This window comes from Actinoplanes palleronii, from assembly GCF_016862315.1.
Classification (GTDB): Bacteria; Actinomycetota; Actinomycetes; order Mycobacteriales; family Micromonosporaceae; genus Actinoplanes; species Actinoplanes palleronii.
In genome coordinates this window covers 85089-97437 of the sequence record NZ_BOMS01000100.1, presented here as the reverse complement: position 1 = coordinate 97437, position 12349 = coordinate 85089, and the positions used below count along the sequence as shown (strand labels likewise).

General features: G+C 71.2%; 12 protein-coding genes. 4 read left to right on the top strand and 8 right to left on the bottom strand.

Translation table 11 applies throughout. The features are described from left to right. Nucleotides 1-130: 130 nt before the first annotated feature. From meaB to Apa02nite_RS31780, 4 genes are all read right to left on the bottom strand, one after another. The gene (gene meaB, locus Apa02nite_RS31795; protein WP_203828314.1) at nucleotides 131-1126 is read right to left on the bottom strand and encodes a methylmalonyl Co-A mutase-associated GTPase MeaB; all 996 of its coding nucleotides are present in this window, start codon (nucleotides 1124-1126) and stop codon (nucleotides 131-133) included. Then, a complete protein-coding gene (gene scpA, locus Apa02nite_RS31790) occupies nucleotides 1126-3312 on the bottom strand; it encodes a methylmalonyl-CoA mutase (RefSeq protein WP_203828313.1) in 2187 nt (728 codons plus the stop codon). The genes meaB and scpA overlap by 1 nt, the downstream gene beginning before the upstream one ends. Then, the gene (locus tag Apa02nite_RS31785; RefSeq protein WP_203828312.1) at nucleotides 3309-5123 is read right to left on the bottom strand and encodes a methylmalonyl-CoA mutase family protein; all 1815 of its coding nucleotides are present in this window, start codon (nucleotides 5121-5123) and stop codon (nucleotides 3309-3311) included. The genes scpA and Apa02nite_RS31785 overlap by 4 nt, the downstream gene beginning before the upstream one ends. Nucleotides 5124-5564: 441 nt before the next feature. Then, entirely contained in the window at nucleotides 5565-5714 is a 150-nt protein-coding gene (locus tag Apa02nite_RS31780) for a hypothetical protein (RefSeq protein ID WP_203828311.1), read from the bottom strand. Nucleotides 5715-5863: 149 nt separating this feature from the next. Here Apa02nite_RS31780 and Apa02nite_RS31775 point away from each other — a divergent pair, with 149 nt between their 5' ends. Beyond that, nucleotides 5864-6115 carry a GNAT family N-acetyltransferase gene (locus Apa02nite_RS31775; RefSeq protein WP_203828310.1) on the top strand — a complete coding sequence of 84 codons (252 nt, stop codon included), beginning with the start codon at nucleotides 5864-5866 and terminating at the stop codon, nucleotides 6113-6115. Here the strand turns inward: Apa02nite_RS31775 and Apa02nite_RS31770 are convergent. After that, complete coding sequence (locus Apa02nite_RS31770; protein WP_203828309.1) at nucleotides 6094-6582, bottom strand: MarR family winged helix-turn-helix transcriptional regulator; 489 nt, start codon at nucleotides 6580-6582, stop codon at nucleotides 6094-6096. The genes Apa02nite_RS31775 and Apa02nite_RS31770 overlap by 22 nt on opposite strands. 85 nt (nucleotides 6583-6667) lie before the next feature. Here Apa02nite_RS31770 and Apa02nite_RS31765 point away from each other — a divergent pair, with 85 nt between their 5' ends. Continuing rightward, complete coding sequence (locus Apa02nite_RS31765) at nucleotides 6668-7279, top strand: NADPH-dependent F420 reductase (protein ID WP_203828308.1); 612 nt, start codon at nucleotides 6668-6670, stop codon at nucleotides 7277-7279. 51 nt (nucleotides 7280-7330) lie between these two features. Here Apa02nite_RS31765 and Apa02nite_RS31760 read toward each other — a convergent pair whose 3' ends face one another. Then, nucleotides 7331-7972 carry a TetR/AcrR family transcriptional regulator gene (locus tag Apa02nite_RS31760; protein WP_203828307.1) on the bottom strand — a complete coding sequence of 214 codons (642 nt, stop codon included), beginning with the start codon at nucleotides 7970-7972 and terminating at the stop codon, nucleotides 7331-7333. Between the two features lie 55 nt (nucleotides 7973-8027). Between Apa02nite_RS31760 and Apa02nite_RS31755 the strand changes: the two genes are divergently transcribed. Continuing rightward, nucleotides 8028-8879: a ketopantoate reductase family protein gene (locus tag Apa02nite_RS31755; protein WP_203828306.1), complete on the top strand. Its 852-nt coding sequence runs from the start codon at nucleotides 8028-8030 to the stop codon at nucleotides 8877-8879. Nucleotides 8880-8885: 6 nt separating this feature from the next. Here the strand turns inward: Apa02nite_RS31755 and Apa02nite_RS31750 are convergent, their stop codons facing one another. After that, nucleotides 8886-9701 (bottom strand): SAM-dependent methyltransferase, encoded by an 816-nt coding sequence (locus Apa02nite_RS31750; protein ID WP_203828305.1) that lies wholly within the window; start codon nucleotides 9699-9701, stop codon nucleotides 8886-8888. Between the two features lie 194 nt (nucleotides 9702-9895). Here Apa02nite_RS31750 and Apa02nite_RS31745 point away from each other — a divergent pair, with 194 nt between their 5' ends. Continuing rightward, complete coding sequence (locus Apa02nite_RS31745; RefSeq protein WP_203828304.1) at nucleotides 9896-10933, top strand: zinc-dependent alcohol dehydrogenase family protein; 1038 nt, start codon at nucleotides 9896-9898, stop codon at nucleotides 10931-10933. 47 nt (nucleotides 10934-10980) lie between these two features. Here Apa02nite_RS31745 and Apa02nite_RS31740 read toward each other — a convergent pair whose 3' ends face one another. Then, nucleotides 10981-12279 (bottom strand): ThuA domain-containing protein, encoded by a 1299-nt coding sequence (locus tag Apa02nite_RS31740; protein WP_239164698.1) that lies wholly within the window; start codon nucleotides 12277-12279, stop codon nucleotides 10981-10983. Between the last annotated feature and the right edge of the window lie 70 nt (nucleotides 12280-12349).

The following is a 12349-nucleotide window of genomic DNA, read 5'->3' as shown; positions in this document are numbered from 1 at the left end:
TGTCGGTGGTGGGGCGTTGTGTGGGATTTTTGGGTGCGCAGCGCACCGCAACTTCACACGCTGCCGCCGGTGCGGCGATGTGTGTGAAGTTGTGGTGCGGAGCGGACCGTTACTTCACACGCTCCGCGCCTCACCTGTCGGTGTCGTCGTAGGAGGCGAGCAGCTGCTCGACCGCCTGGGCCGGGGTCAGCGACCCGTCCAAAATCTGCTGCTCCACGGTCTTTCCCGTGCTGCGGACCGCCGGGTCGGTGTCGAAGCGGGTCAGAATCGTCTCCCGGGCCATCGCCCACATCCAGCCGACCTGCTGCTGCCGGCGCCGGGCGGCGAGCGACCCACCGGCCTGCCGGTGCTCCCGATGAGCGTTCAGCTGGGCCCACACCTCGTCGACCCCGGTGCCCTCGACCGCGCTGCAGGTCAGTACCGGTGTCACCCAGGCCGGCTCGTCGCCGCCGCGCAGCAGCCGCAGCGCGCCGGCCAGCTCCCGAGCCGCGCTCTTGGCCTCGGTCGCGTGCGGGCCGTCGGCCTTGTTGACGGCGATCACGTCGGCGATCTCCAGGATGCCCTTCTTGATGCCCTGCAGCTGGTCGCCGGTGCGGGCCAGGGCGAGCATCAGGAACGTGTCGACCATGTCGGCGACCGCGGTCTCGGACTGTCCCACCCCGACGGTCTCCACGATGACGATGTCGTAGCCGGCCGCCTCCACCACCACGATCGCTTCGCGGGTGGCCTTCGCGACCCCGCCGAGGGTGCCGGCGGTGGGGGAGGGCCGCACGTAGGCGTTCGGGTCGGCGGCCAGCCGCGCCATCCGGGTCTTGTCGCCGAGGATGCTGCCCCGGGTGCGGGTCGACGACGGGTCCACGGCGAGCACCGCGACCCGGTGACCGGCCGCGGTGAGCAAACTGCCGAGCGCGTCGATGAACGTCGACTTCCCGACGCCGGGCACTCCGCTGATCCCGATCCGGTGCGACTGCCCCGCGTCCGGCAACAGGTCCTTCAGCAGCACCTGGGCCTGCGCCTGATGATCGGCGCGGGTGGACTCGACAAGCGTGATGGCCCGCGCGACCCAGGCCGGGGTGCGCGCACGTACCCCGGCAGCCATCGCCGGCAGGTCGACAGGCGCGGCCATCACGCGGCGGTCGGGTGCCCGAGCCGCCCCGACAGGTCGGCGAGCAGCTCGATCGCCGCGTCGGCGAGGACGGTGCCGGGCGCGAAGATCGCTGAGGCGCCGGCGTCGCGCAGCGCGTCGTAGTCCTGCGGCGGGATCACCCCACCCGCGATGATCACGATGTCCGGCCTGCCCTGGGCGGCGAGTTCGTCCCGTAGCGCCGGAACCAGCGTGAGGTGTCCCGCGGCCAGGGAGTTCACGCCGACGATGTGCACGTCGGCTTCGATCGCCTGCCGGGCGACCTCGGCCGGAGTGGCGAACAGTGGGCCCACGTCCACGTCGAAGCCGAGGTCGGCGAATGCGGTTGCGACGACTTTCTGTCCTCGGTCGTGGCCGTCCTGGCCCATCTTCGCGACCAGGATGCGGGGCTGTCGGCCTTCGGCCTCGGCGAACGCGGCGGCTGCGGCGCGGGCTTGTTCGATGTTGGTCACGGTCCCCGCTTCCTGCCGATAAACCCCCGATATCGTACGAATACGAGCCGTGTGCCGGCCGTAGACCTTCTCCAGGGCGTCGGAGATCTCCCCGACGGTGGCCTTGGCACGCGCCGCGTTGACCGCGAGGTCCAGCAGGTTCGTGCCGGGTTCTCCGGCGGCGGCGCGGGTCAGTGCTTCGAGGGCGGCGGTGCAGGCGTCGGTGTCGCGTTCGGCGCGCAGCCGTCGCAGCTTTTCGACCTGCCCGGCCCGCACCGCAGCGTTGTCAATCTTGAGGACGTCGATGGGCTCGTCCACGCTCGGCCGGTACTTGTTCACGCCGATGACCGGCTGGCGACCGGAATCGATCCGTGCCTGGGTGCGCGCGGCGGCCTCTTCGATGCGCATCTTCGGGATGCCCTCGTCGATCGCCCGGGCCATCCCGCCGGCTTTCTCGACTTCGGTGATGTGTTCCCAGGCGCGGGCGGCGAGGTCGTGGGTGAGGCGTTCGACGTAGGCGCTGCCACCCCACGGGTCGATCGCCCGCGTCGTGCCGGACTCCTGCTGGATGACGAGCTGGGTGTTGCGGGCGATCCGCGCGGAGAAGTCGGTGGGCAGGGCGAGGGCTTCGTCGAGGGCGTTGGTGTGCAGCGACTGCGTGTGTCCTTGAGTGGCGGCCATCGCCTCGATGCACGTACGCATGACGTTGTTGTAGACGTCCTGAGCGGTCAGTGACCAGCCGGAGGTCTGGCAGTGCGCCCGCAGACTCAGTGACCGCGGATCCTTCGGCGCGAACTCGCGCACCAGTTTGGCCCAGAGCAGCCGGCCGGCCCGGAGTTTGGCGACCTCCATGAAGAAGTTCATGCCGACGGCCCAGAAGAACGACAACCGGGGCGCGAACGCGTCCACGTCGAGGCCCGCATCCCGCCCAGCGCGCAAATACTCCACGCCGTCGGCGAGGGTGTAGGCCAGTTCCAGGTCGGCGGTCGCTCCGGCTTCCTGGATGTGGTAGCCGGAGATGCTGATCGAGTTGAAGCGCGGCATCCGCTGCGACGTGTAGGAGAAGATGTCGGAGATGATCCGCATCGATGGGGTCGGCGGGTAGATGTAGGTGTTGCGGACCATGAACTCTTTGAGGATGTCGTTCTGGATCGTCCCGGACAGCTGCTCCGGCGCGACGCCCTGCTCCTCGGCCGCGACGATGTAGAGCGCCAGGACCGGCAGCACGGCACCGTTCATGGTCATCGACACGCTCATCTTGTCCAGCGGGATGCCCTCGAACAGCTGCCGCATGTCGTAGATCGAGTCGATCGCCACCCCGGCCATCCCGACGTCACCGGTGACCCGCGGGTGATCGGAGTCGTAGCCACGGTGGGTGGGCAGGTCGAACGCGACCGACAGGCCCTTCTGCCCGGCCGCGAGATTCCGCCGGTAGAACGCGTTGGACTCCTCAGCGGTGGAGAACCCCGCGTACTGGCGGATCGTCCACGGCTGATTCACATACATCGTCGGGTACGGACCACGCACATACGGCGCGACACCCGGATACGTGTTCAGGAAGTCCACCCCGGCCAGGTCGGCGCCGGTGAACAGCGGCGGCACCTCGATGCCCTCCGGGGTACGCCAGAGCAGGTCCTCGGCGGGCTTGCCGGTCTCGGCGAGCACGGCGTCCCGCCAGGCCTGCGCGGAACCCGGCGCGGGAGCGGTCAGCTTCGCAGTGGAGAAGTCGGGGATCACTCCGGTACTCCCAGATCGGCAAGTGTGGTGGTCAGTACCGCGACGGCGTCTCCGCCGGCGTAGACGTACCCGTCGATGCCCGGGTAGTCGCCGCGGCCGGCCAGCAGCACCCGGCTGACCCCGGCCGCGCGCAGTTCGGCGGCGAGCGCGGTGGCCTGCTCGGCGTAGGCCTTGTCCGGGCCGCAGATGCACGCGACGGCGGGGCCGGGCTCGGCGGTGACCGCGATCCCGCCCGCGGCGAACAGGTTCGTCGCGAAGGTCACCCGGGGCCCGGACGCGGCCTTCGACCCGAGGGTGGCCAGGTAGACGGCCGGTCGCTCGGGCTGGGCGTCACTGCGGTCGCGCAGCCGCTCGAAGGCCTCCGCGTACCGGTGCCGGGGCAGCCCGCCGCCGATCGGCTCAGGTGCGGGCCGGCGCTGGGGGAGGCGCTCGTTCAGGTTCGGGAACTCGCTGACCCCGGTGATCGGGTCGCGGCGGTGAGCGATATCGGTCGCCCGGGACTCCCACGCGATGGCGAGCCGATCGGCGACCAGGCCACTGTCGAGCGCGGCGGCCAGCCCGCCGGCCTGCTCGACGACGGTGAACCACTCCCAGGCGGCCTGGGCGAGCTGCTCGGTGTACTGCTCGACGTACCAGGAACCGCCGGCCGGGTCGAGCACCCGGGCCACGTGCGCCTCCTCGACCAGCAGGGTCTGCGTGTTGCGGGCCAGCCGCCGGGAGAACGCGTCCGGCCGGCCCAGGCGGTGGTCGAACGGCAGCACCGTCACGGCGTCCGCCCCGCCGACACCGGCCGCGAACGAGGCGATCGTGGTGCGCAGCAGGTTCACCCACGGGTCCCGGGCGGTCATCATCGCGGCCGAGGTCACCGCGTGCTGGCGCTGGCCACCGCTCTCGGCGGCCTCGCACAGCTCGGCGACCCGGGCCCACAACCGGCGCGCGGCACGCAGCTTCGCGATGGTGGCGAACTGGTCGGCGCTCGCCGCGTACCGAAAATCGAGCTGACCCAACGCGGCGCGGACCGAGAGACCGGAATCGGTCAGGACCCGCAGGTAAGCGACCCCGGCGGCGGCCGCGCAGGCCAGCTCCTCCACCTCGGACCCGCCGGCGTCGTGATACACCGTCGCGTCCACGGTGATCGCCCGCAGGCCCGGCGCGTCGGCCGCGCAGCGCCCGGCCAGTGCCGCGGCGTCACGCAGTGCGGCGTCGAGGCCGTCAACCGCACCGGTACGGGCGCGCCAGCCCAGCGGGTCGGCCCCGAAACCACCGGCGGCCTTGCCGGGCTCGACCTTGCGCGCGGCGAGCAGATCGAACCACGCGTTCGCGGCCGGCCGGAACGCGTCGCCGGCGTCGAGGACCACCGGCGCCAGGTCCAGGTAGACGCCGTCGAGGGCGTCCGGCAGCGCGTCGATCGGCAGCGCGCCGCCGCCGACCGCGAGCCACAGCGACGTCGTGCCGTTCTCCAGGTCGCCGAGGACCGCCTCGCGCAGCTCCGCGGGCTCCGGCTCGGTGTAGCGCTGGCGCACGTCCCAGCCCGCGACGACGGCGCCCGCGGCCCGGGCGCCACGCACGAACGGCGGCTGGCCGGGCAGCCCGGTCTCCGGCCGGTCGGTGGTCTCCGGGGTGTGCAGCGCCGCGACCCGCAGGCCGCCGTGAGTGACCGAGGTCAGCAGGTCGTCGACCTGCTCCGGCAGGGTGTCGTCGGTGGCGCCGCCCGAACGGCGCAGAGCCGTGAGCGCGAGACGCCGCCACTGCTCCGCGGTGGCAGCGGGAAAATCCGCCCCTAATGTGAGGTTTTCCGCCGAATTCGTCATGGCTCCATAACCCTGATCGACACGCCGCGCCCTTCGCCGTCCTGATCACGATCCTTACTTCCGGAGACTAACGCCCGGTAAGTCGAGCACGACACTGGCGTTCCACCGACCGGCGAGCACCGCGGTCGCCGCAGCCGGCCCGACCCCACCACGTTCGCTCGCCGGTCGTGGCCGGCGAGCGGCGGTGGTGGTTGTGGCGGCCTTGAGCCCACGATGAGCGCTCGCTGAGGAAGCGTCCGAGCAGACTTATCACCACGGGCGGGCCGCTCAACCCGCCGGCTGGTCCTGGTGGCCGTTGTGGAGGCGGGATAGGGGCCGTCACGGCCAGCTGGGTTTGCCGGGCTGGTTCTGGAGGCCGTTATGGAGGTCGGATAAGGGCTGTCACGGCCAGCTGGGTTTGCCGGGCTGGTTCAGAGGGCCGCCGGCAGCAACCGGCTGCGCTCAGGTGCGCGCGGCGGGCCGATCCGCGACCTCGAGCAGCGCCAGCAGGACGTTCCGCGCCGCCGTGACCTCGACCGCTCCCAGCCGCGCGACCAGCTGTTCCTCAACAGCCAGCGGGCGCCGCCGTGCGCGCAGCGGCTCGGCGATCACATCGGCCAGGCTCAGCCGCGGGTGTCGGACACCGGCTACCTGATGACTTGCCCGTTCGCGGTTGGGGAGGAGGCGCTCTCCCCGCCGTACACCATGGGGGTTGTGGAAATAGGAGCGGTGAGCGTCGCCACGGTCGTGAGCAGCGGGGAGTGGTCGCGGCCAGTGGGCGGCTCGCGGCGGCCGAGACCAGCGGTGTAGTCGATCAGGTCGAGACGGCGGCCGCGCACCGGCCGCGTGGCCTGGGAAGCGCGGTCCTCCGGGCGCTCGGCAACCGTGCGGTGGGCCTCGGTCTGACCGGCGGGATCCTGGTGGCGACGGACGAGGGTCGTGCGTTGTACCGCAGTCTCGGCTGGGTGGACCGCTCGCCGATCGCGGTCGCCTACGTGCCCGAGCTCGGTTGACCCTTCGGGGTCAGTGCCGCGAGGCGGGTGCGGACCTTGTCGCCGATGGCGGCGAGGGTTTCCAGCTCGGCCTCGGTGAGCTGGTCGATGAACGCGTCGCGGACGTCCGCCGTGTGCTGAGGGGCGGCTGCCTCGATCAGCTCGCCGCCCCGGGCGGTGATGGCGATGACCGCGCCGCGCTGATCGGTGCGGCAGCGTTCGCGGGAGACCAGGCCGCGGGTCTCCATCCGGCCCAGGTGCTGCGACAGGCGGCTCTTCTCCCAGCGCAGGAGCCCGCCGAGCTCGAACGACCGCAGCCGGCCCGCCGGCGCCTCGGAGAGGTGCGCGAGGACCTGGTAGTCGGCGGTCGAGAGCCCGGACCGCTGGCGCAGCCGGCGCTCGAGGAACTCGGCGAGGCCGTCCTGCATCGCCATCAGGGCGCGCCAGGCCCGCTGTTCCCGTTCGTCCAGCCACCGCGGTTCGGTCATAGCGGCCATCCTACCGATCTGGTTGACATGTGAACCAACTGCTGTCTACGTTTTAGTTCACACGTTAACCACATCGGAGGCGGGCATGACCACAGCGACGCGGTACGCGATCGTCGGCAGCGGAAACATCGGATCGGCGCTGGCCCGGCTGTTCGCCCGGGCCGGGGTGGAGGTCGCCATCGCCAACACCCGGGGGCCGGAGTCGTTGCGCGAGGTCGCCGCAGCCCTCGGCCCGGCGGTGCAGCCGGTCGCGCTCGCGGAGGCGCTGGATTGCGATGTGATCTTCATGGCCGTGCCGTTCCCGGCGGTCGAGGAGTTCGGCCGGTCCCGGCCGGACTGGACCGGGAAGATCGTGGTCGACACCACGAACGCGTACTTCACGCCGAACGCGGACGAGATCCTGCGCGGGCGGCTCTCTAGTCACTACACGGCCGAGCAGTTGCCCGGCGCTGAGGTGGTCAAGGCGTTCAACCAGCTGCCGGCGAATATCCTCGCGGCCGAGCTCGACCCGGCGGTGGGCCGGCGGGTCATCTTCGTGGCGTCCGACGTCCCGGCCGTCGGCGACCGGATCGCGGACCTCATCGGGAAGCTGGGCCTGGCGGCGGTGCAGCTGGGCCGGATCGGGGAGGGCGGCCGGTTGATTCAGGCCCGCAACGCCCTGGTGCTGCGCAACTTCATCGAGCAGCCGATGGGGTAGCGGCGGCTTCCGAGCTGGCGGCTCTGGTTGGTGGGGCGCTCATCGCGCGGTTTATTCGCTGGCCGCTCTGGTCGGTGGGGCGCTCATGGCGGCGGTCAGGAAGGTGATGGCCCAGCGGCGGGCCGCGTTGCCTGCCGCGGCCGGGGGCTGGCAGTCCGTCGGGTGCTGCTGGTAAACGTCGGCGCGGTCCATCGCGGTCACGGTGAGCACGCCGCGGAGCCGGAACCACAGTTCCTCCGGCGGCAGGCCGGGCAGCGCGCGGGCGAAGGCGGCCAGGAAGCGGTCGCGGACGGTGGCCTCGGCCGGGCCGGTCCAGGCGCGGACCTCCTCGGCCGGGTCGCCGAGGATCGTCACGATCAGCCGGGACGTCCGGGCGCCGCCCTCGTCGCCGGCCGGCATCTCGTCGAAGAGCGGACCCGCGAACGCCTCGACCAGGTCGCTGACCGCCGGGTCCGGGGTCCGGGCGAGCAGCCGGTCGAGCCCGGCGCTCTGCGCGGCGTTGATCGGCTCGAGCACCCGGCGGACCACCGCGCCGAGCAGCTCCGCCTTCGAGCCGAAGTGGTAGCCGACCGCAGCCAGGTTCGCCCCGGCGCGCTCGGTGACCGCGCGGATCGACGTGCCCCGATAGCCGCGCTCGGCGAAGAGGTGCTCGGCCGCGTCGAGCAACTGGGTGCGGGTGTCGGGTGCTGCCATGGGTGCTTACTATACGTACGTCTGATTCAAACGAACGTATGAATGAGGGAGTGCCGTGAAGCTGCTCGTGTACGGCGCCGGGGTCACCGGCAGTCAGTTCGCCGTCCGGCTGCACGAGGCCGGACACGACGTGGAACTACTCGCCCGCGGGGAGCGCCTGGCCGCGCTGCGCCGGCACGGTGTGCAGCTCGCGGCGGGGGACAGTCCGGTCGTGCGGCGGGTGCCGGTGCCGGTGGTCGAGCACCCGGCCGGTGACTACGACCTGATCGCCGTCCCGGTCCGCACCCACCAGGTGGACGCGGTGCTGGAGAACCTCGCCGGCGTCGGTGGCGACGTGTTGTCCCTGTTCAACTGGGCGGGCGGCGCGGCGCCGCTGGACGCGGTGCTCGGCGCCGGGCGGGTGCTGCTCGGCTTCCCCACGGTCGGCGGCACCATGGACGGCGACGTGGTCCGGCACCGGGCGCCCGGCCTGGCGGCGCGCTTCGTCCCGATGCCGATCGGTGAACCCGGCGGTCGCACCACCCCGCGCCTGACCCGGATCGTGCGGGCGTTCCGTGCCGCCGGGTTCAACGCCAAGGCGGAGCCGCGGATGGACGCCTGGCTCCGGACGCACGCCGCGTTCGAGATGCCGCTCGGGCAGGCGGTGCTGGCGGCGGGCGGCCCGGCCGCGCTGGCCGCCGATCCGGCCGCGGTCCGCGCCCTGCTCCACCGGATCCGGGAGAGCCTGCCGGCCGTGCCGGTCCCGGGCGGGTTCGCCGCGTTGCGCACGCTGCCGGCCGGGCTGCTCGTGCCGGTGCTGCGGCGCTTCCTGCGCAGCTCGGTCGCCACCAACAGCGGGCTGGCCGACTCCTCACCCGGTGCGGCCGCCGCCTACCAGCGGCTGGCCGACCAGCTGCGTGCCGGGTGAACCCGGTCAGCGCCGGATGACGCGGGCCACCAGGCCGTTCATCGCCACGTCGGCGACGGACGGGCGCGGCTGCGGTGCGGCCTCCGCCCACCACTGGGAGATCGAGGTGACCGGCTCGACGAGGTGCAGGTCGGGGCGGGCGAACAGCGCGGCCAGTTCGACTCCGGAACGCACCCGCGCCTGACTGGCGTCGGCCCGCCCGATCCGGGCGGCCTGTTCCGCGGTCACGTGCTCCGCGGTGCCGTGCGAGACGACCACCAGGCTGCCGTCCGGGAGGGCGTCGACGAAGGTGTCGACGATGGCGCGCGGGTTCTCCTCGTCCTTGATGAAGTGCAGCACCGCGAGCATCATCAGGGCCACCGGCTCGGTGAAGTCCAGCGCGGCGGCGGTGTCCGCGTGGTGCAGGATCTTGCCCGGTTCGCGCAGGTCGGCGTCGATGTAGGCGGTCCGGCCCTGCGGGGTGCCGGTCAGCAGGGCGCGCGCGTGGGCGAGCACGAGCGGGTCGTTGTCCACGTAGACGATCCGGGCCGCCGGATCGACCTCCTGCGCGACCTGGTGAGTGTTGGGGCTGGTCGGGATGCCGGTGCCGATGTCCAGGAACTGCCGGATGCCGAGCTCCTGTGCGGCGAAGCGCACGCTGCGGTGCAGGAACCAGCGGTTCTCCTGCGCGAGCAGCCGCACGGTCGGGAACTGCTTCTCGATCGCGTCCGCCGCGTCCCGGTCGACCTGGAAGTTGTCCTTGCCGCCGAGCCAGTAGTCGTAGCGCCGCGCCGGGTGGGGCGTCGTGGCATCCACTGTGAACGGTGCGTTTTCGCTGCTCACTCCGGCTCCTTCACGGACGATTCGCCGATGACGATGGCATGGTATCGGAGATCGGCGGCCGAATCGTTCATCGGAGACTGGCTATCGGCGGCATGCGGGCGGCTGCCCGGTAATGGCAGAACCTCCTTGCGGCGCGCCTCCGGCCGTAGCGTCGGAGCAGTACCAGGAGTGATGAACGGAAGAAAGAAGTTATCGTGCGAGCAACTCTGATCTACGGTGCCGGCGACGTCCGCGTGGAGAACGTGCCCGATCCGACGCTGCGCGAGCCGACCGATGCTGTCGTACGTGTGCTGCGGTCCTGCATCTGTGGCAGCGACCTGTGGCCCTACGGCGGATCTCGACCGGCATCGGCCGAGGGCCGGCGGATCGGCCACGAGTTCCTCGGTGTGGTCGAGGAGATCGGCAAGGACGTCAGCGGGCTCCGGGCCGGTGACGTCGTGGTCGCGCCGTTCGTGTGGGCCGACAACACCTGCGACTTCTGCCTGGAGGGGCTGCAGACGTCGTGCCGGCACGGCGGCGGCTGGGGTTCGCCCGGCGTCGACGGCGGGCAGGGCGAGGCGGTCCGCGTGCCGCAGGCGCAGGGCACGCTGGTGAAGCTGCCGGTCGGCGAGGACTCGGCGCTGCTGCCGTCGCTGCTGACCCTCTCGGACGTCTTCCCGACCGGGCACCACTGCGCGGTCACGGCGGGCGTCAGCCAGCGGACCACCGTCACGGTCATCGGGGACGGTGCCGTCGGGCTCTCCGCGGTGCTGGCCGCCAAGCGACTCGGCGCCGAGCGGATCATCCTGATGGGCCGGCACAAGGACCGCACCGATCTCGGCCGCGAGTTCGGCGCCACCGACGTCGTCGCGGAGCGTGGCGAGGAGGGCATCACCAAGGTCAAGGAGCTGACCGGCGGCGACGGCACGCACACCGTGCTGGAGTGCGTCGGCCTGGAGGACGCCATCACGACCGCGCTCGGCGTGGTCCGGGCCGGCGGCACGATCAGCCGGGTCGGCGCACCGCAGTACCCGTCGATCCCGGCCGACTTCGGTGTCTTCATGCGCAACGTCACGATCACCGGCGGGGTGGCGCCGGCCCGCGCGTACATCGAGGAGCTGCTGCCGGACATCCTCGAGGGCCGGATCCAGCCCGGCAAGGTCTTCGACCGGACCGTCTCGCTCGACGAGGTGCCGGCCGGCTATCAGGCGATGGCCGGCCGCGAGGCGCTCAAGGTTCTGATCAAAAACTGACGGAGGTGGGTGGTCCAGGTTTTCCCGGACCACCCTTTCCGGTACGACTATGAAACTCGGAAGCTCTGTGCCGCCGTGCCGTTACAGGTGTACTGCACGAGCTGAACGCTGTCCGCCAGGCTGGCGCCGGGCACGTCCAGGCACTTGCCGCTGTTCCGGTTGACGAAGTGGTAGTAGCCGCCGCCCTCGGCGACCGGCTGCCACTGCTGGTTGTTACCGCCGCCGTACGTCCACGTCTGGATCTTGGCGTTGTCGGCGGTCGACACGTCGGTGACGTCGAGGGCCTGTGCGCTGTTGCCGCGCTGGTTGATCCGTACGTAGCCGCCGCTGGTGGTGGCGAACTGGTACTGCTGCGCGGCCGAGGCGTTGCAGGTGTACTGCTGGATCGCGGTGCCGCTGACCGTGCCCGCCGACCGGGCGTCCAGGCACTTGCCGCTGTTCTTGTTCACCACCGGGTACCACGCGGCCGGGTCGATCGGGCCGGTGGCCGGGGGCGTGGTCGGCGGCGTGGTCGGCGTGGTCGGGCTCTGGCCGCCCAGCCACTGCAGGCCCTGGATCAGCCACTGGTTCTGCTGGGCGCTCGCGAACGTGGACGACGTACGCGTGTTGGTCTCGTAGTTCATGCCGTTGTGGCCGAAGTTGGCGTACAGCATCTTGTAGTTCTTGTTCGTCCACATCAGTGGGTAGAAGCCGCTGCGCCACTGCTGGTTCGGGTCGCTGCCGACCGGGAAACTCGACGCGTCGATCGAGGCCAGGATGTCGATGTTCGGGTTCTGGCGCAGGTCGTTGCTCCACGAGTACCACTCGCTGACCGACGACTGGATCGTCGCGGGCAGGCCGGCGGTGGACGGATGCGTACGATCCTCGATCTTGAGGGTTTCGGCGGTCGGCCCCCAGGTGTTCGTCGCGAAGTTCCCGGAGCCGAGGAACGTGTTGTAGTACCAGCTCCACGAGTTCGCGTCGGTGGTGAACGCGCTGACGTGGAAGCCGAGGAACCCGCCGCCGTTCTGCATGTACTGCTGGAACGCGGCCCGGCGTTCGGCCGGCGGCCCGTCGTCCAGGAACATCACCACCTGGACACCGGCCAGGCCACTGGTGCTGAGCCGGCTCCAGTCGGTGGTGGCCTCCCAGGTGAAACCGTTCGCGGCGCCGGTTTTCGGGAACCAGTCCCGGGCCTCTTTGTCGAAGTCGATGTGCGCCGCGTCCCAGGTGCCGTTGTAGAAGGCGAGCACCTTGAAGGGTGTGGCGGCGGCAGCTTCGGTGGTCCGCACGACCAGGCCGGTGGCGACCGTGGTGAGCAGGGCGATCGTCGCCACTAGGGCGCGTTTGAGCATCTTTCTAGCCACGTCGATACCTCGAGGACGAAGGTGAGTGGGGGATGGCGGCGCCGCTGGCGTTCATCCTCAGGTATCGATG